The 21733-nt window shown below is 48.3% G+C and carries 8 protein-coding genes (1 of these 8 running past the window's edge); all 8 read left to right on the plus strand.

Annotation, left to right across the window (positions count from 1 at the left end; translation table 11 throughout):
- Nucleotides 1-12569, plus strand: the end of a protein-coding gene (locus tag KDX31_00855; protein UTW03633.1) for a DUF4347 domain-containing protein. Its footprint begins 24778 nt before the window's first position; 12569 of the gene's 37347 nt are visible here — the last part of the coding sequence; the start codon falls outside the window, past its left edge; its stop codon occupies nucleotides 12567-12569.
- A gap of 9 nt (nucleotides 12570-12578) precedes the next feature.
- The gene (locus tag KDX31_00860) at nucleotides 12579-12884 is read left to right on the plus strand and encodes a DUF3467 domain-containing protein (GenBank protein UTW03634.1); all 306 of its coding nucleotides are present in this window, start codon (nucleotides 12579-12581) and stop codon (nucleotides 12882-12884) included.
- A gap of 144 nt (nucleotides 12885-13028) precedes the next feature.
- Nucleotides 13029-14801 carry an HlyD family efflux transporter periplasmic adaptor subunit gene (locus KDX31_00865; GenBank protein ID UTW03635.1) on the plus strand — a complete coding sequence of 591 codons (1773 nt, stop codon included), beginning with the start codon at nucleotides 13029-13031 and terminating at the stop codon, nucleotides 14799-14801.
- Nucleotides 14802-14835: 34 nt separating this feature from the next.
- A complete protein-coding gene (locus KDX31_00870) occupies nucleotides 14836-16980 on the plus strand; it encodes a peptidase M50 (protein UTW03636.1) in 2145 nt (714 codons plus the stop codon).
- On the plus strand, nucleotides 16973-18967 hold the full coding sequence (locus KDX31_00875) for a prepilin peptidase (protein UTW03637.1): 1995 nt from the start codon (nucleotides 16973-16975) through the stop codon (nucleotides 18965-18967). The genes KDX31_00870 and KDX31_00875 overlap by 8 nt, the downstream gene beginning before the upstream one ends.
- Nucleotides 18964-19710: an efflux RND transporter periplasmic adaptor subunit gene (locus tag KDX31_00880; protein ID UTW03638.1), complete on the plus strand. Its 747-nt coding sequence runs from the start codon at nucleotides 18964-18966 to the stop codon at nucleotides 19708-19710. The genes KDX31_00875 and KDX31_00880 overlap by 4 nt, the downstream gene beginning before the upstream one ends.
- Nucleotides 19711-19714: 4 nt before the next feature.
- Nucleotides 19715-20209 carry a hypothetical protein gene (locus tag KDX31_00885; GenBank protein UTW03639.1) on the plus strand — a complete coding sequence of 165 codons (495 nt, stop codon included), beginning with the start codon at nucleotides 19715-19717 and terminating at the stop codon, nucleotides 20207-20209.
- Between the two features lie 220 nt (nucleotides 20210-20429).
- Complete coding sequence (gene serB, locus KDX31_00890; GenBank protein UTW03640.1) at nucleotides 20430-21656, plus strand: phosphoserine phosphatase SerB; 1227 nt, start codon at nucleotides 20430-20432, stop codon at nucleotides 21654-21656.
- The last annotated feature ends 77 nt before the right edge of the window (nucleotides 21657-21733 follow it).

Genomic DNA, 21733 nt, shown 5'->3' on the forward strand with positions numbered 1-21733 from the left:
CTGATGGCGACTGGGAGAATTACTTCGCTACATACGCGCCGATAGAAGAGGTAAAAGTTACTGAACTGGGGCACGCTATCGCGCCAGAGTTGCCCGATGAGATCGATTTTGATCTGTTTGATCGTCTGGCTGATACGGGATCCATCAAAGCGGGTAATATAGCGCTGGACGATGTTTTCTTCGGAACCTACTTAAACTGGGTAATAGGTCAGACAGTCACCGGCAGTATTATTCAGAGTGATGGGGTTCGCCTGGGCTCATCTAATAGCGCCACTGAAATTGATAATTGGGGCTACGATCCGGATCTGTTTCTGACGGATGTCTACGTGCGCAATGTGCCGGTTTATCATCAGGCCAGTTACTGGTTCTTTGGCACACACCATTACACCTATACCACTCCCTGGGAGGGCGTGACCGGTGTAGGCGATGAAAAGTATGCTTCATATGACCGCGTTGGTGTCGCCGGATCAACACCCGGTAAAGATATGTTCTGGGATATGATATCGCTGTTTTACGATGTTGAGGCTAAGAAGGAAAGCGATACCACCATTAATGTTGTGCAGAACTATAGTGCTGAAGAAATCACCGGTACGGCGGCGTATAAATTTGACAATCTGCCTGAGCGTAGTGTGCTGAAAGTACTGCCCGAGAACTACGATATGGCGCGTATTGCCGGCTTAGTGCGTGTCGTGGGCGGAGCGGATACCGATACGGTGACCGTGAATGCCAGAGATACTTCAGGTCTGGACATTACTTTAGAGAAACAACAATTAGAAACGGTGGATTTTGACTTTAATCTCACCAAATTAGCTGAGCTGACCGACGGTACCGGCTTTACTCCGGATGACCTGAAGAGCGCTTTAGTCCGCGCGCATAAAGATACTCAGGTAGGCCTTCTCGATGACCTGCTGAACGGAGATGTCGCTGAGGCCAGCATTACCTTGTCGAAAGACCTTCTGGTGGAGGAGTTCACAGCACTTCAATACCTCAATCCATTACAAACCGCAGTAACGGCATTGGCAAATTCAAACCCTGTTGTGTCGGATACGACCTTCATCGATCGCTTAGATGGTTTTGTTAAACGCGGTTTGCAGTTGATGGGCGAGAACCTTATCAGCACCTATGATTTCTCTCTCGATGTATTGGATGCTCTGCTGATTGATCCCATGCTGGATGAAATACCTTCTTCTGGCCTCAAGACGGATGTGATTGCCCGTCTTGAAGATTTGAGAAGCTATCTGGATCTGTCCGGCGTACGTGCGCAGCTTAAAGACGGTAGTTTACCCGACGGCAGAGTGTACGACATCGCATCTGATTCCGCCCTCAGGGTGTATAAGCAGACTCAGCTGGATACATCGATTCGTTCTACGAGCTATGAATACTCGCAGAACATCTGGGATGACGCTACCTGGGATGCGGCGTATGACTGGAATGCGTCTCTGGGCGACTATGTGGGTCGTTTAGACCCTAATGCTGATGATGTTCAGGCACTCACCCGTAATGATAATGGCTGGGGCGATGGCCCGCAGGCTGACAGTACGGCGGGTAAAACCAACTACAACGTTGTGCGTGAGATTGATACCCGTGAAATTCTGGCGATCAATTACACCGTGGGTGATACCTCTGGAGTACAGGGTGTTAATTGGGTCAGCGGTACTGTTGGTAATAGCAGCGATACACGGGGTAAGGAGATTCTTCTCAATAATATGTATTCAGAGATCATCGATAATCTGGATCACTCCTATTACAGCTACGCTTACTATGGTGTCGGTGCCAATCACGAAGTTATTCTGGAAGCGGTCGCGCTGCGTCGCTTTAATCAGGACAGTGGGGCCAATGATGTCGCAGCCAGTAATACCTTAGATGACGGTGTTTATCTGACGGCTGATAACTGGAAAGCTTACGCCGTTGCGGTGGGTCAGAGTGCCATAGGTGATCTTGAGTTCAATGATGCCAATGTCACCCTGTTAATTGAAACCCTGGATGGTGGCCAGGCGCTGCGCACCGACGTGGAAGCGCCGTTGCTGGATGGCTTAATTATTACCCGTGAGATCGATGGCAAGGCCGTGGATCATGAGATCAATATCAACGGTGTGCAGGATGATTATGGCTTCTATTTAGCTGAGTCGGTTGAAATTATCACGACGATCAACGAAACGCTGGTCGTCACCGATGAGTTCGTGACCAGTAAAGGCGCGGTTGAGAGCGTTGTATCTTTCGATACGCTGCAAGGCTTAGGGCAGTATGCTGTGCGTATGGTTGGCGTTGAAAACGTCGTCCTCAATCTGAATGCCGACGACGCCAATGACAACACACAGGCTGTTGTTGATAACGTTGCGATCGAAAGCCTGCACCACGCAACCGATATTACGGTTAACACCGGGGCCGGTGGCGACAAACTCTTTGTGTCAGCGGCCGGTGCTTCGAACATTCAGTTAAATACGGGGGAAGGTAATGACTTCATCACCCTGTCTGATACCGGAGCATACGCTGAAGTTAATGCGGGGGCTGACGATGACACGATTCGGGTCAACTACAATGCCAGTGATTTGCAAACGAACCTTGATGGAATAGGTGGCGAACTGGTATTGCGGGGTGAAGGTGGCTCTGATTGGTACTACATTGGTCTGGCCACTGAAGGTGAGTCAGAGATCACCATCGATGACGATGCCAGCGATACTGGCTTTGACCGGGTTGCGATTCAGGGAACTGATCAGGCGGATAGCTTCCTGTTCCGCCCGGATGCTATTTTCGCTTTGCAGGTGGATGAAGAGGGTAATCCAATTGTTGGGGCACCCGTTCAGCGCGTTAATTATAACATCGATACTAACGACGAAATTAACGTCTATGGTCGTGCCGGGAATGACAGTTTCACCTTTGATGACACCAGCGCGAAGATGTCAGTTTATGGTGGTGCCGGTGACGATACTTTCCAGGTAGGGCAGGTATTTAATTCAGCCAGAAACAATGTTGAATCGGGTCTGAAGCCTGAGGACTATTTTGATACGACCCTTGTGACCCAGGGTTATATCAGTAACGGTATCAGCTACGATGCGTCGCTTAACGGTGGCATTGGTGAGGATAGTTTTGTTGTCTACCGCAACGTTGCGTCTGTTGATCTGAACGGTGATGAAGATAACGATACCTTCCTGATTCGCAGTTTCGTTCTGGTAGATCCTGAAGATGAAAACGCCCCGGTTACCAACATCAATGGTGGTCAGGGGGCTGACTTCATCAACTACGCGATGAATGCGCCGGTGAATATTCGGGGTGGTGATGGTCTGGATACCGTTACGATTCTGGGTACTGAGTTCGGTGATGATTATGTGATAACCGAAAACGGTGTTTATGGTGCCGGTCGCTTTATTGGCTTTGAAGGGGTAGAGCGATTAATTATTAATGGTATGGAAGGTAACGATAACTTCTATATTTACAGTACCAGTGAAAATCTGGACCTGAACCTGATCGGTGGCCTGGGCAGCGATACCTTTAATACAACCGGTGGAAATGACGGTAATGCTGTGACCGTTGTTGCTGATGATCTTCAGGGGCACAGTGGTCTGTTGGAACATACCTTAACTACCAATGACAGTCGCTTCCTGGCGTTAACTAATACCATCTCTGCCGATGTGATGGACGATGATGAAGCGGGTGTTATTGTCCGCCCTGTCGGTTCATCAATCCGTACATTTGAGAAAGCCGCGGGTGTTGTTTTAGCCGATAGGAACAAAACCAATAATACCTATGAAGTGGTTTTGACCCGTGCACCGCAGGATGTTGTGCGGGTAACCGCGAGCGCAGTTCTGGCAACTGAGCTGGAATTGAAGCAGGGCGGTAAAGGTGTCGCTCTGAATGGCAGCGAAGACTCCACAACACTTATGTTCGATCGGACTAACTGGTTTATTCCTCAGCTGGTGACAGTCACGGCTCCTGACGATGATCTGGCTGAAGGTGTTCGCAATGTTGTTATTCGCCATGCGGTTCAGGAGGGTGATACCGATCAGGATGGCGATGGGTATGATCGTATTCTGGTGGGTCAGATTTCAGCAGAAGTCGTAGATGATGATCTGACGTCACATAAAGTGATTGATAATAATCCTGATGTGGCCGTGACCCTGATGAGCAATAATCGCTACCAGGTAGCGTTATCTCAGGCGCCAACGGCGGATGTCACAATTGAAATTGATACGCCAGATTCCATGGCGACGGATAAAACCGTTTTAACCTTTACCGCAGCAAACTGGGGGCCTCAGGTGGTCTCTTACAGTGACGCTAATGGCGGTGAGTCAGATGGTTTAATCTCCCACACAATAATCACTAATGACGCGTTCTATAGTGGTCAGGTCATGGGCAACATTGATGTACGCTCAGTATCTCCAACCGTTCTGATTGCTAAGAGTAGCAGTGAGCCGCTCGTCGCTGAAGCAGTGGCGTCTCTGCGTAGTGATAGCTATGAGTTGATGCTAAGTCATCAGCCATCGGCTAACGTGACCATCACAATAGAGAGTGACGGACAGTTATCAACCGGTGGTGTCACTCAGCTGATTTTCACTCCGCAGGATTGGTTTAAGGCTCAAACAGTTACCTTTACTGCCATAGATGATTCAGTCACTGAAGGAATTCATTATGGTCGCTTAAGCCATATCGTAAGCAGTACTGACCCATACTACAACGGTCTGGCTATGGGTGTGATTGATGTCACCATCGCGGATGACGAATCACCCTCCCTGTTGATTCTTCAGGATAATGGCCGTGCGCAAGTCACTGAAACGGGGGCTGAGGCGGTGCTGGGCGAAGGCATGGTACTGGCAAACAGTACTGGCAGCTCGGTTGACGCGAGCTTTGGCCTGGCGGAAGTGGAAGAGCTGCAAGGCAATGACTCCTTCAAGACGGCTCAGGATCTGAGTGCCGCGCGCTGGACAACTGCGACAGACCCTACTATCGCAAATTCTAAAGCCGCACCGCATATTACTGTTAATGGCCGTGGCGATGGCACGAGAGATTACTTTAAGTTCACCGTGACTCAACCGATGATTGATGCGGCAGGCCTTGCCGGGATTGATTTCTGGGCGGATGTGGATTCGGATTATGCTTATGGGGACAGTGTTTACTGGCAGAGCAAAACCAACTTGTTGAAACTGGATCAGGGGCAAACGTCGGTTCTGCCCGCGACCTATTACAATAACAGCTACATTAATTACAAAATCACCGAAGCGGGCACCTACTTTGTTGAGGTTGAAGGTAATACGAATCGCAACAATCCCGTATGGGAAGGCGTGCCCGAAGGCACTGATTATAAGCTGCATCTGAGTTTGCCGCAGCAGGTCACGACAGAGTTCGACTTCACCCAGTCAGCACTTCTGGAGGTCGAGGATGAAACGTACTTCTACAACGGCACCGGTGGTCAAATCATCAGTGACATTGATGGTGACATTCTGACGGGCAGTAACAACAAAGGTTGGTATACCGAACCCAATATTCTGATTGGTAATGTCGACGTAGGTGGTGCAATTGACGACTCTATGTCACACATCACTATTGAAGGTGGTGGTTCTTATAAAGCGGATAGTTACATATTCGAAGTGACTAATGACATGTTGTTCAGCGCAGCAGGTTCCGTTAACAGCAGTGACTCTACCCTTGGTAGCTCCAGCGGATGGTATACCTCGGCGGGTATAAACTTCCCGGCAACGGTTAAAGCGGGTGATAAATGGCATGTGACTGTTTCGGGTGTGACTTATGATGTTGAGGCTGCGGGTACCAGTGGTGTCGATGTTGCTACGTCACTGCTGAACAAGCTAAAAGATGCCAATACCGGATTGGATAGCTTCTTTACCGTGGCTAAGGGAAGCTCCGCAGACGATGTCGTGATTACCAATACTGAAAACGGCTTTACGTTGTCGATTACCCATGAAACTGCTTATTCTGCGGTGCAAACATCTACGGCATTGCGGGAAACCAATCTGGTTCTGAAAGCACCTTCATTTGGTGTTGCTAATGGGCAGGATTGGATCGTCACCATTGATGGTCAGGACTACACCTTCGATAAATCTTCCGGTGCGGATAACCTCAATACTGTGGGTGCGGGTATGGTTGGCGCAGTCAAAGCGGTGCTAGGCCAGGACTATCGGATTGAATACGACAATGGTACTAAGACGTTAACTATTACGGATAGCGCCAGTAAAGCCGTCAGCGTCAGAGTGGTCGATGACAGGGTTGTTGATACGGGTGCTTCTACGCTGTTGATTGAACGCGAGTTTACCATCGATACAGGCGTTGCCAGCAACCGCACCTGGTCTGTTACTGTTGATGGTAAAACGGGCACTTACACGAGTGATTATAACGGTGCGGGTAATGCACCAACATTGGCTGCAATAACCGATGATATTCAAGCGCAACTGAACACTCAGTTAGGTGCTGGTTACACCGTTAGTTATACCAGTGGTAATACTTCGTTTGTTGTGAAACGTACTGATGGCAGCGGTATGGTCACTTCAGATGCCCGTTTCTCTACTTCAAATGAGGTAGTTCAGCAAACACTGGTTCTTGATGGAAGCATCAACGCTGAAAACTGGCGTGTTCTGGCTGACTCAACAGCCGTGGCCAGCAATGCCACTGCCCCAACGACCGATACCGAGCTTGATGCTGTGGGGACCGATCTGGCCACACAGCTGACGTCTGGTGCTTATACCGCTACTTATGTCACCACCAGTAATACTCTGGTGATCACCCGGGACAGTGGTACGACAAGTCCGGGTCTGACGCTGAATGCGGTGGTGACGGAGAGTGTTGAAGCCTCTCGAAGCGGTTCTGATGTGACGGTTTATTCCCAGGCCTTAACGATTGATGCTGGTTACAGCTATAGTAGTAGTGATATCTGGACCATCGAGGTTAAGGATTCCAGCAATAATGACGTAGCCTACACCGGCAGTTCATTGTCGACGATTTATGGCACTGCCGGAGCGTCTGGTGGATTAGCGGGTGTTGCCACAGCGCTGACTAACGGATTAGCGGGTATTACGGTGACAGTCGTGGCGAATGCCTTAGTGTTCGTCGCTGATGATGAAAGTAGTGTTACAGCCAGTCTGACGATTAAAAACAATGAACCATTAGACCAGCCTAGCTCTGATAGCAGAGAGCGGTACGATCTGTATGCCCTGGATTTGGATACTGACTCTTCACCTGCTGTCGGTGATGCATGGTCGATTACAGTCAATGGCATCACGTACACGTATTTAGTGACTCAGAGCGATATAGATGCGGCTGATCCGATTAATCAGGTCGTTGCCGATGGTTTGATGAGTAAGCTTTATACCGCCGGGCTTAGCAGCACGGCAACTGCCGTTGGTAATCAGGTGTTAGTTGATGCCGGAATTGATGACGCCATTATTTCGAATGGGCGCAAAACTCAGGTTCAGGGCTTGTTCGATATCGACTACGGTAAAGCCTATAGCGATAGTTCAACTTATAACTATAGGAGTGAGTCGTTTACATCTTCAGGCACTATTTTTGACACTCTCACAGAGTCCAGACGTGTAGTTGACACTCAGGTGACATACTCACAAGCCTATCTGCCTTATATGAAAGTGTTTGACATGACATCTCTGCCTGGGGATCTGAATTACAGTGTTAACGGCACAGAGATGACGTTTGATAAAGACTTTAGCTGGTTAGCGGATAACGGCAGTAGTAGTGGGCAGGATCCTATGCTGGAATTCCTGTTTGCTAATCAGGGCAGTTATCGGGTCGAAGTCGGTTATTCAGTGACGTACACAACAGATGTGATTGTGCGTACTGAAGTGACTACTCATACGCAGACGTTGTTTACCAGCTCATATAGCAATTCAGTAACCTATGACAGCAATACCTATTCAAGTACCTATCTTCAGGGTATGACTGAAAACTATAAGCTGAATATTTCACTCGATGGCCATGCCACCGACAGTAACTATGTGAAGATGGACGGTATGTTGTTGAAGGTAACCTCGGGTGCGAACGCGGGTAAGGTAGCGATCATTGATAGCTATGACGCGGAAACCGATACCTATACCTTTAAGAATGCTGCTGATGTTCTGACGGACAAAAACTACGATGAATATAACCGTCGCCACGGGGATAACCTGGTTTCAACTCTGAGTCTGAGTGCGGGTGATCGTTTTGAAGTCAGCTACCTGATGACTGACGTGGAAGGTTATGTCGACGAAACCTGGCAGGATGACTCCTATCAGGTGGTGTTGTCAGGTCAGCCAATGGTGCTCGATCCAGTGACCGGCTTAATGGTGCCGGATTCTGTTACCGTTGATTTTGCCGGAATAGCAACGCGTACCTATCATAGTAACTATGCCTTCGAAGACGGTAAAACGGCTGAGCACAATCTGGTACAGGTAAATCCGGGTACGTCTAGCATCACCTTTACGGGTGGTACGCCTACGGCTGGTCAGGTTGCCTGGGATGACATTCAGACCGTTACCCTGTCGGCAGTCGATGACAACATTATTGATGGTGGTGATGCGCAGGTATTTGAGCCGTTAGGCGAACGCCTCAACCGTATTCGCGGGCCTATCTCTATCGACGGTGGTTTGGTTGAAAGTGCCGGTCAGACCCTTAAAAACCCACTCTTATTGCCGGAGGAAAATAACTGGTATAAAACCGAAGGCACGCTCACCTCGATCGCTACTGTCGGTGGTGAAATCGTGGTAACAGACAGCGCCGCAGAGTACTGGGATAAAGACAGCTTCACACACCTGGATGGCTTCAATCTCGACCTGGAGAACGGTCTGTTTGAACTGGTCGTGGTCGATAACGCCACGGGCGAAACCGTCACTATGGAGATTAAGTCTCAGAATGGTCAAACGTTCACCTTAGTCGGGGACTGGCCAGATGGTGTTGAGCCAACGGCACGGGATTACTACATTAATCCCGTGAACATGAACACCCGGGTGACAGAAGATACTCAGGTGGATGTGCTCAATCTTTATAATAGTGCCAGCCCTGCTGCTGAAAGTGGTACGTTAACGGCAGACACTATCACAGGCTTTGGTATGGGTGAGAGCATCAGACTGGGTGATGAAGAGATCCCGGGTGGAATTCGGTATGCCAATATTGAAGCGCTGTCGATTGAGTTGGGTGAAGGGGTTGATGACCTGACGATTCAATCGACCCATGAGGGCAGCACTACGATTGAAACCAAAGGAGGGAATGACCGTATTGCCGTCGAAACGGTGGCAGGTGCGCTGACGCTTAAGACCGGCGATGATGACGATATTATTACCGTGGGTAGTCAGCAGCAATTAGCCGATGAGATTGCGGCATTGCTGGTGGTTGATGGCGGAGCCGGTGATAACCAGTTGATCATTAATGACACTGGTGATGACAACAATAACGACATGTTCGTTACTTACGACAGTATTACGGGTTTGGATATGCCGTCGCTGGCAGAGATTCAGTCGCTCTATATTCGGGCTGTATCCGGAAGTTATATCCTGGATGTTGGTGGTGTTGAGATAGCGATCAATGACCTTGAGGAAGCGACTCTGCAGACGGCTCTGAGAGACCACTATAGTGCTGACGCGGGTCTGGTTGTTGAGCGTGAGGAGATTGTGAATGGTTACATCTATACCGTTACTTTTGGTGGTGAATTGGCAGGTAATCCTATTCCACAGCTGGAAATTACTGATCAGACGGGGTTAATTGCTGCTGCTACTGCGACTGTTGAAGTGAGAACCAGTACCACCAGACAAGCTGCCATCATGCCACAAACCGGCCGGATTCAAACGGTTACACCGGCATCAGCGGGCACTTATCAGTTGGAAATTCTGGGTCAGTTAACGGCGTCCATTTCGGTTACCGCTACTCAGGCTGAAATCATTGAAGCACTGCGGCCATTATTGAATCCAAACAATAAGCCCGCTTCGTTTGTTAATGATGATCTGTCGGATCAAAAAGATTTCTTACCCTACACGGATAATATCTCTGTTACACAGGTTGGCAACGAATGGTTGATTCAGTTCCAGGGAGAGTATCGCGATGTTGAAATTACTGACATTATTGGTGATGCGACTTTTGAAACCCGAATGGATGGCATCAACTACTACAACATTAATACGCTGGATATTAATTTAGGTAGCGGTAACGATCGCGTCAATGTGCTGTCGACTCATCAGGATACTGAAACCAACATTAATACCTTTGCGGGTGAAGACTCGATCTATGTTGCCAGCGACGCCAACGGTGATTTAACCAATCAGGCGGGCGCTCACGGTGATTTGGATGGCATTCTTGGTGAATTGCATATTGATGCTGGTGCCGGTGCTAACGCTCTATTTGTCAGCGACTTTGATACTCAGGTTGCCAATAACGCTACTTTCAGTTCGTTGTCGGGTGTCGGCAGTATCATAGGCATGTCGGTTGCGGATATTACCTACACCGCTAGCGGCGGAAATTATAATAACGATCTGGTTATTTGGGCAGGTAAAGGTGTCGATCAGTTCAGCGTCGAGAGCCTGTATCTGGAAGGCGTTAGTGTCACCAGCCTATACGGTAACGAAGGTGGCGATACCTTTACCATTACAGCGACAGATGATCTGCTGAACCCGGCTCATGCAATACTGGCGCCGCTGGGCGATAGCGAAGCCCGTCGTCTGGATATCTTCGGCAATACCGGTGAAGATGAGGTTTATGCTGGTACTGCTACTATGGCGATTCGCGTTCACGGTGACGAAGATAATGACCTTATCTACGGCAGCCAGGGGGATGATGTGTTGTTTGGTGATGCTGGCGATGACCGTATCTTCGGCAACCAGGGTAACGATATTATCTATGGTGATGAAGGTCGCGATACGCTTGAGGGTAACGATGGCAGCGATACTATAAACGGTGGTTCTGAAGACGATATTATCAGAGGTAATGCCGGTGATGACTTTATCTTCGGAGATGCCGGTAACGACATCCTCTTCGGTGATGAAGGCTCAGCACAGGATGCGACTGGAAATGACCTGCTGGCCAGTGAGTTGGATGATCTTTCACTTATCACCAGCGATGATATTACCGTGAATGGTGCAGACACCATCGATGGTGGTGAAGGCAATGATCGCATTATCGCCGGTTTGGGCAATGATGTTGTGGTGGATGCGAGTGGCGACAATGTTGTGCTGGGTGATAACGGTGAGCTGATCTATATAGATAATGTGCTTGAGCGAGTAACGACAGCGCCAACGTCTTTAGGTGGCGCTGACACTATTAAAGTCGGTGATGGCGACAACGTTATTCTGGCGGGTCCTGGATCGGATATAGTGGAGTCCGGAGCCGGTGAAGACGTTATTCTGGGTGATACTGGTGAAGTGCTATTCGAAGCAGGCCAGTTGAAGAGTATTGTTACCAGCAACGAAGGTGCGGGTGGTGACACTATCTCTTCTGGTGCTGGTGATGACATTGTGTTTGCTGGCTTGGGCAGTGATGAAGTTAATTCTGGTGCTGATAATGACATTGTCATTGCTGATACGGGTATCCTTGAATATAACTTTACGACTGAACCTGCACTATTCATCAGGAATGATGTTGATCCGACCCTGGGTGGAGACGATACGCTTAATCTTGGTGCGGGTAATGATATCGGCCTGGGTGGTGCAGGTTCCGATACTATTAACGGTCAGGACGGTGAGGATGCCATCTTTGGTGACTTTGTTGAAATTACTATATCTGCTACCGGTCTGAGAGACTTCCAGTCTACCTTACCCACCTTTGGTGCCAGTGATCTGCTTTCAGGCGGAGACGGATTTGATATTATGGTCGGCGGCGCTGGCTTCGACTATTACGACGGCAACTTAATAACCGATGTCATTATTGGAAACTATGCCCGAATTCAGGATTCTGCTGATTTCACGTCGCTTTTGATTGTTTCTGACCCGACCGATCGTGAAGTGATATCTTCCAGCTTATTTGGCATTTATGGAGCTGGTCAGGGGGTGGGAGTTGAGCAACCCAATGTCACATTTGGAAATGTAGACAATTCTGACAATGCCCCCCTACGGACGGATACCGCTTTGCGTTTCACACCACTACTGAATGGTGAAGAGCTTTCCCGAATGACAGACAGTGAGCTGCAAGAGTTTTTGCGAAATCTTCCGCTGCTTTCTGTTGAAGAACGAAGAAGTTCTGGTCACATGTATCAAGCTGAAACTGCGCCAGAAGAAGATAAGAAGCCTGCTGTACCAGTCGAACCAGAAGATGGCATAATTCCAGTCGCCGCAGAGAATAAGCTTTCACACAGTAATGGGGCCTGGCAGCCAGCAGAGGGCTATTCTGACAACCGCTCTAAGGATGATATTGCTGAAGTAGGAAGTGAATACGCGATGCCTTTGAGTGCTCCTCTGTCAGACTCCCTGGCTGTTGGACTTCTGTTAGCCGCCAATGTGGCAGGTCAGCGAGGATGGCGACTGAGTCGCTTAAGTGATGAGGAGAGTGTTATTCAGGGAGACTTGCAAGACTTGCGTAAAACTCAGTCCAGCCGGAAGTATTCGATCTGGCAGAAACAGGACGTTATATCAATTTATTCAAACGAAAAACACTGAGGAATAGAGATGTCTGGCGATACTGTAGAAAATAAGAAAGCGAGTGGACCGACGATTCGTTGGGACGATAGCAAGATGCGAAGCTCTTACGCGAATGTATGCAATGTTTCCAGTACACGAGAGGAAGTGACATTGTTGTTTGGAACTAACCAGGCATGGCGTGCAGGGCAAAAAGAAGTGGGTATTGAACTGACTGATCGCATGATTCTTAGCCCATTCGCTGCGAAGCGTTTATCACAGCTGCTGAACAACGTTGTAGCAGAATATGAAAAACGTTTTGGTACACTAGATGATGCAGGCGTAAATAAAAGCTAATTAGTCGAGAGACGGCTGACTTCTAAACGCTTCGGCATGTTTTGACATGCCGGGGCATTTTTATATTTATACAGATAAAAAAAGAATTTATTTATGGGTGTGATAACTGCTTCGTTGCCGGATTCAATTCAGCAGCTGAATGGGTTGCTGGATACCCATCATGAGAATTGGCACTTTACCTGGCTGGAGTGGTTGTGCAGTCAGCTACCTCAGGTACGTGTAGGATTAGTCGTTGCCGATGAGTCACAAAGTGGGCAGTTTCACTCGGTTGCTGTCTGGCCGGAAGTGGACGCTCAGGACAAATTATTGCTGGATGCAGCAGAAGAGACCCTGAAGAAAAAGCAGCCACTTATCATGCCTTTAAATGATGGTAAGCACCATATTGGCAGTTATCCTGTCTTTGTCGATGGAACCCTGCGCGCCGTTGTTACCTTGATGCTCAGTGCAGAAGATGAAGCTGAACTACACAAAGCGTTGGCGGTTATTGAATATTGTGCAGGATGGCTTGAGTTACGCTTTTCCCGAAACCTCTTAGGTGTTGTGGCCCGGGATAATCAGCGTCAGCATATTGTCATTGATAGTATTGCTTATGTCCTCGGAGAACGCGATTTTGAGCATGCCGCGCTGCGTTTTGTGAATCTGATGGGACAATATCTGGATGCCGAGCGCGTCGTGCTGGGGTTTGTGAAAAATGCTGAGTTAGAGGTTCATTCTGAATCAGATAGTAGCGGTCATAGTAAAAAACATGAGTTAGTCAAATTAACAACACAGGCGATGCAGGAAGCAGTAGATCAGCAAGAATCCATTTTATGGCCAGAGTTGGATGACCATAATCGTGTGACGCATGCGCACAGTTTATTAGCAAGTGAAAAGGGCCAGCGAGCACTGATGACTATCCCGCTGGTGGATAAGGAATCATGCTATGGAGCGGTTCTTTTTGACCGTCCCTCAGATCAGCCGTTCACCAAAGACGAACAACTGACAGCAGAAGCGTTGACTAATTTTGTCGGTGTTGTGCTTGAAGAAAAGCGACAATCTTGCTTGCCGTTGTATGCTTACATTTTTCGTAGTTTTAAAAATCAACTGAGTCTTCTTTTTGGTCCTGGACATCTGGGCCGAAAGATTGTGATTTTTAGCCTGCTTTTATTATCGCTCTTTTTTAGTCTGGTCTCTGGTAGTTACAACATAAGCGCGGATGCCGTTATTGAGGGGGCTGAGATACGCTCTATCGTTGTGCCTTATGATGGTTATTTACAGAAAGCCACGTCGAGGGCTGGTGATACCCTGAAAGAGGGGGCATTGTTAGCAGAACTGGATACGCGCGAATTGCGCTTGCAGTTGATGAGCTGGGTAAATCAGGAAGCAACATCCCGGCGTAAGTATGAAGATGCATTGGCCAGAAGTGAGCGTACGCAGGTGCAGATCAATAATGCCGAGAGTCAACGGGCGCGGGCAGAAATCGAACTGCTTGAGTACCAGATCTCTCAGGCGGCCATGAAGGCCCCGTTTGATGCGCTTATTGTGTCGGGGGATCTGAGTCAGCGGATAGGCACGCTGGTTCGTCAGGGGGATGTGTTATTCGAGTTATCTCCTCGTAGTGATTTCAGGTTAGCAATGTATGTCGATGAGTTTCGTATCAACGATATCCGCCAGAGGCAAACGGGCCAGCTGGTTTTAGCTGCACTGCCTGATCAGAAATTTTCATTCAGAATCACCCATATAAACCCGATGGCGGAGGTCAAGGAAGGTTCAACTGTTTATCGTGTTGAAGCCGATTTTGAAAACCGGGATGACATGTTACGGGTTGGTCTTGAAGGTGTGGCGCAGATATATGTTGATGAGCGCCTGTTGATTAGTATCTGGACGCGTGGCCTGGTCGATTGGATGAAACTTCAATTATGGCGTTTCTGGGGATAGTTCATTTGTACCAGCTGACTGATATGGAGTTATCATGAGTGCTAACTTGTTTTCCAGCGATTGGTATCAGATTGCCGAATTGAAACCCCGGTTACGCCATCATGTTACGGTCAATGCCCATCGCTATCGAGGTCGGCGCTGGTATGTCCTCGAGGATCATGTCACCGGTCAGGTGCGTCGTCTTTCGCCTCAGTCTTATCTGATTGTGGGGTTGATGAATGGCGAGCGGACAATTGACCGGCTATGGGAGTTATCGTCTCAGCGGCTGGGCGAAGAGATGCCGACGCACGAGGAGATGCTGCAATTACTGGCCAGCCTTTATCAAGCGAACCTGGTCGGCATGGATACCAGCGGTGATATCAGTGAACTGTTTGAGCGTGGTAAAGAGGCAGAAAGAACACGCTGGATGGCCAAGCTGAAGTCACCACTATCCATAAAAATCCCTCTGGTCGATCCTGAAAGGTTTTTAGTCGCTACGCAAAAATATGTGAAGCCATTGTTCTCCACGATTGCACTATTGATCTGGTGTGCAATGGTTATTGGCATGCTATTCATGGTTGGCCAGCATTGGGATGAACTAACATCAAACGTTATTGACCGGGTGTTAGCGGCGGATAACCTGCTGCTGTTGTGGTTTGTATATCCAATAATCAAATTGTTGCATGAGCTGGGACACGCTTATTGCGTTAAACGGGGCGGCGGTGAAGTTCACGAACTAGGTGTTATGTTACTGGTGCTGTTACCAATGCCCTATGTTGATGCTTCGTCAACCAATGCATTTGCGAGTAAGAAACAGCGCATTTTAGTCGGCTCTGCCGGTATTATCATCGAGCTATTTATTGCTGCGGTGGCGATGTTTGTATGGGTCAATTCTGAGCCTGGTCTGATCAAGTCTATTGCTTATAACGTTATTTTTATTGCGGGATTATCCACCATTATGGTGAATGGTAATCCACTGCTCAGGTTCGATGGTTATTACATACTGGCAGACTGTATAGAAATACCTAACCTTGGTCAGCGCTCCAATCAATACTGGGGATGGCTGACTAAGCGTTTCATGTTTGGCGTGAGTGGCCTGATGTCACCCGCTTATGATCGGCGTGAGGCGCTCTGGTTATTTTTCTACGGCTTTGCATCCTATATCTATCGCATGTTCCTGATGGTCACCATCGTACTATTCGTTGCACAGAAATATTTCTTTGTTGGTATTGTGCTGGCGATCTGGGCGCTGGTAGGCACATTGATTGTGCCAAACTTCAAACTGCTGAAAAAAGCCTGGCAAGACTCTGATATTCGGACGGGACGGCGAAGCCCTTCGGTAATGATTCCTGTGACGGCTTGTATCGTATTGCTGCTTTTATGTGTGATGCCACTACCGTTGACCACGACGGTTGAAGGCGTGGTGCAAATGGGCGAACAGCGTCGTGTTCTGGCGGAAGAAAATTGTTTTGTTGAAAAACTGCATAAACCATCGGGTGCGATTGTTCATAAAGGCGACTTGCTGATTAGCTGCACAAATCCCCAATTGCGGAAAGAACAAGTCGTCTTACAACAGCAATTTATAGAGACAAGTGCTGAACGACAAGGTGTCTGGAACGACCCTGTTCAGTTGAAAATATACGATGATCAATTGTCGCGATTAAGCTCTGAATTGGAAGAGAACGAAACGAGACTTACATCATTACAACTATATGCTCAGGCTGACGGTATCTGGTCTCTGAGAAATCCAGCAGACCTGCCGGGGATGTTTATCAGACGTGGTGATCTGATTGGGCATGTCATAACAGATAAGAACGTTTCGATTCGTGGCATGGTGCCAGAAACTGATATTGAACTGGTGCGTGAAAAATCTGAGACCGTAGTCGCGCTGCAAACATCTGATCTGAATACCGAATTAACACCTCAGAGCTGGTTTGTCTTTCCGGCAGCGACAAAAGAAGCAGTCAGTGGAATACTGACTGAAACGGCAGGCGGCACTATTATTATGGATCCTTCCTCTACTGCCGAGACACCTCAGGCATTGCGGCGATACTTCATCGTTGCACTTGAATTTGAACATTTTCCCACTGTTTATGTGGAAGAGCGTATTCATCTGAAGTTCGAGCATCCTCCTGAGGCAATCATTTACAGGCTTTATCGTATCGTTCGTCGTACTTTCCTGGAGTACTTCAGTGTCTGAATATGCGAGTAAACAACCTGTTATTGCAGGTTTGCGAAACGAGTATAAATGGCAGGAGAGTAATCGTCTCGACACCTTTTTGAAGAAATCGAAAGAGCTTGCCAAGAAACTGAGTAACAAGTTGTTGCGGCGCAATGAGCGAATCGTTAACGCAATATTTAAACGTTCCGGGGAACTTGAGCGTTATACCGCTGAAGAGCTGGAGCAGGCGCTGCTAAACGTTCGCCAGACACTGCGGCTGGAAGGGATCGGTACGGCGACAATCATAGAAGCATTTTCCGTGATAAGAGAGGTGAGTGGACGCGTGCTTGGTATGCGCCATCATCACACGCAAATCAGGGCCTCCCTGGCGATGTTGCGTGGCGGAATTGCTGAGATGGCAACGGGAGAGGGGAAAACCCTGGCGGCTACTCTGGCCGCTGCGACTGCCGCGATCGCCGGTATTCCGGTCCATGTCGTAACCATCAATGATTACCTTGCGGAGCGTGACTGCGAAGAGATGTTACCGCTATACGAAGCATTGGGGTTGTCGGTAGGTGTTATTGTTCATGAAAAGGAGTTACAGGAACGGCGGCAGATTTATGCCTGTGATATATGCTATTGCAGCAATAAAGAGCTTACGTTTGATTTTTTAAAGGACAGTCTTGTTCTGGCTCATAGAAAAACAACGCGAATTCAACAGGCGTCCCTACTGACAGGGGATTCCTCCTGGTCGGATAATTTATTATTACGCGGTTTACATTTTGCCATCGTTGACGAGGCCGATAGCGTATTCATTGATGAAGCCAGAACGCCGTTGATTATTTCAGGGCAGGAAAAGTTTGGTCAACGGGAAGAGCTCTTGTTGGAGACCGCTATGGATATTGCTCGTAAGTATGAGAAAGAGATCCATTTTAAGCAGGATGAAAATTCACAGGTACATCTGACCGCAGCAGGCCATACATTGCTAGTCGAATGCTGTGAACCGCTTGATGGTCTGTGGAATAGTAGCTTTTATCGTGAGCCGTTGGTAAAACAGGCGTTGGCTGCTTTGCATGTCTATCATCTGGATAGGGATTACATTATTGATGAGGAGGGCGCGGTGCAGATTGTCGATCTGTATACCGGTCGCGTCATGCCCGGGCGCAGTTGGGGGCAAGGCCTGCAGCAAATGATTGAGATGAAAGAAAAGTGTGAGCTGACCAAACCCCGGGAAACAAATGCTGAGATCAGTTATCAGAATTTTTTCAGAAAATATCATCATTTGTGTGGTATGACCGGCACCGTCCGGGAGGTGGCAGGTGAGTTATTAGATGTTTATCGACTGCGCAGTGAAACGGTACCCCTGCTGAAAAAAAGTCTGCGCCGGAAAGCATTTTGCGAAGTGTATCTGACTGAACAGGAAAAGTGGAAGCGGGTTGCTGAGCTCACGCATGAGCTTGTAGCACAGGGGCAGGCGATACTTATTGGAACAAACTCAGTTGCCTCGTCGGAAGCAATCAGCAATATCCTTGCTAGTGAGTCTATTGAGCATAAGATACTGAATGCGCGTCAGGATAAAGAGGAAGCTGAGATCGTATCCGTCGCGGGTCATTCCGGAGCAGTTATGGTTGCTACCAGCATGGCTGGGCGTGGAACAGATATAAAGTTGACTGAGGAAACGCGAGCATCCGGTGGATTACATGTCATCATCACAGAGCTGCAGGATGCGGCTCGAATTGACAGGCAGTTAGCAGGGCGAAGTGCGCGCCAGGGAGATCCAGGGTCTGTCAGTGAGATTTTATCATTTGAGGATCAGCTGGTTAAACGGATGGCCGGACCTCTGCTCAGAAGGCTCATAAAGGCGATTAGCACTACGGGGATAAAGTTACCTAATCGGTTGGGTTATCGCATACAGTTGAGTTGCCAGAACAAACTTTCACGAAGTCATTACAAACAGCGTATGCAACTCATAAAAGTAGATACTCAGCGTCAGCGGACATTGGCATTTACCGGGGATAAAAAATGAACAAAAAACAAGTCATGTTTATGCTTGCTGCAGGTCTTCTTTTCACTCAGGCCGGAAGCCTTCATGCGGATGAACTGACCTTATCAACGTTGGGGTGTATGTTAGAGCCGAGCGAGAAGGTGCAAATAAGTTCACCGGTTAGCGGCGTACTTGATAAGGTGCAGGTTAAACGCGGAGATAGTATTAAAAAAGGACAGTCTTTATTCCAGCTAAAAGCCGGTGTTGAGAGGGAAGCTGTGCAATTAGCAAGCGTCAGAGCTGAGTTTGCTAAAAGAAAGCAGCAGCGCAATATGGATCTCTACGACGAAGATATTTTAACCGCTAACGAACGCGATGAAATTGAAACAGAATTACTCATAGCTAAGTCTGAGTTACGCTTAAAACAACAGGAACTTGAGTTGCGTAAGGTTACCAGCCCCATTAAGGGAGTGGTTGTTAACCGTTTCAACAATGGAGGGGAGTACGTTAATACGGACCCTATTTTGTCTCTTGCCACACTAGACCCTTTGCATGTGGATCTGCTATTACCTGCCAGTTATTTTGGAAAAGTTGCGCTTAAACAAGAGTTATTGATTAAGCCTGAGTCAGAAGTAATTGCTGCCAGCACCGCCAAAGTTGTTATTGTGGATCCTTTAATTGACTCAGCCAGCGGCACTTTTCGTGTGCAATTAGTCATGCGCAACCCAGGTAATAAAATTCCTGCGGGTATTCGCTGTACAGCGCAAGCGGTGAACAAGCCTTAGGGTAATGATGAAAAAAAACAGTAATGTACTTTTAGGTATTATCTTAGTTCTGGTTTTACTTAATTTAGGACTAACCGGATTAGTGTTAGTCAAGCAAGTAGCTGCCCCAGCGTTAGCGATGAATGACCGGACAGACAGTTTTGCCCCTTCCGTTGCCAAAGCGTGGGGGAAAAAAGTTACAATGCTGTATAACCGACAAGATCATCAGGGACTATATGGCCTGTTTAACGAGCAAGCTAAACAGAAGATCAGTTATCAACAACTACAAACTCAGTTAAAAAACCTTTATCAGCTGTTTGGTGAAATAGAGAAAACCACCTTTGTTAGCGCCGATAAAATAGGTGAAAAGGGCGATGAGTCTTACTACCGCTTGCTTTTTAATATCAATGTCAATGAAGCCAGCAAACGATCGCCGAGGTTAACAATAGTGGTTATTAAGAGAGGGGCAGAAATGAGCGTTTATGGCGTCCGTATTAACGCTGATTACGACCTTGAATGAGTAATTTTTTGTACCGGTGAGTGCTGACAGGCGATCCCGGTGTTGCATATGCGTGCGAATGATCAGTAAGCAAGGGTATTTGTGCTTAATTAGCCAGATTGCGTTGCTGACTACTGGTTGCCTGCGGGCCTGAAGTGCAGCATTCGCTTCGATCTTTAACAGCAATAAATTTTCGCGGTGGTATAATCCGCTCATCTTCAGAACGTATTGCGAATAGGTCATGAAAGAGATCATCCTGCTCAACATTTCCGGCCAGGATAAGCCGGGAGTTACCTCCTCAATTACCCGTATTCTTGCCCAGTTTGAGATCGATATTCTCGACATTGGTCAGGCAGTTATTCATAACACCCTGTCTCTGGGAATTCTGATTGGCGTTCCGGCCCGGGCTGAAGCTTCAAGCCTGCTGAGGGATGTATTGTTCAAAGCGCATGAGATGGATATGAATATCCGTTTTGAACCGGTCACTATTGATGAATATAACAGCTGGGTGAGTGAGCAGGGTAAGTCCCGTCATATCATCACCCTGCTGGCACGTAAGATCACTGCCGAACATATCGGCAAGGTGACTCAGACCGCTGCCGACCATGGGCTGAATATCGATAATATCAGTCGTTTGTCTGGCCGGGTATCTGTCGGTGCTGCTGCTCTGGAAAAAAGCGAAGAGAAAACCCGTGCCTGCGTCGAGTTTTCGGTTCGCGGCGCGCCTGCCGATTCCGCTCAGTTGCGCGAGGAGTTTCTGAGTATTGCCAGTGATCTGGATGTGGATATCGCCTTCCAGAAGGATGATATCTACCGCCGTAATCGCCGTCTGGTGGTGTTCGATATGGATTCCACACTGATTGAGGCCGAAGTGATTGATGAGCTGGCCAAGAAAGCGGGTGTCGGCGATCAGGTGGTCGAGATCACCGAAGCGGCGATGCGGGGGGAGATCGACTTCACTGAAAGCTTTACGCGGCGTATGGCGTTGCTGAAAGGCCTTGATGAGTCTGTACTGGAACAGATCGCTCACAGTCTGCCATTGACTGAGGGCGTTGAGGAACTGGTCTCTAAACTGAAAGCGCTGGGCTTCAAAACGGCCATCCTGTCGGGTGGTTTTAACTATTTTGCTAACCATCTGCAGCAGAAGATGGGTTTTGACTATGTTTACGCCAATGAACTTGAGATAGTCGATGGCAAGGTGACCGGCAATGTCACCGGCACCGTTGTCGATGGCAAGCGCAAAGCGGAACTGCTGCGCACGATAGCAGAGAAAGAGGGCGTGAGTCTGGAGCAGACGATCGCTGTGGGTGATGGTGCCAATGATCTGCCGATGCTCTCCATTGCCGGTCTGGGGATCGCTTTCAGAGCTAAGCCGTTGGTGCGTCAAAGCGCCAAGCAGGCGATCTCGACCCTGGGACTGGATGGTATTTTGTACCTGATCGGCTTCCGGGACCGGGATACGCTTTAAGAGCAAAGAGGTCGCTAGACGCGGCTTCGCCGCTTGCTAGTTGCTAGACGTCACTACGTGACTTGCTAGAAAAAGCA

The organism is Amphritea atlantica, assembly GCA_024397875.1.
Lineage (GTDB): Bacteria > Pseudomonadota > Gammaproteobacteria > Pseudomonadales > Balneatricaceae > Amphritea > Amphritea atlantica_B.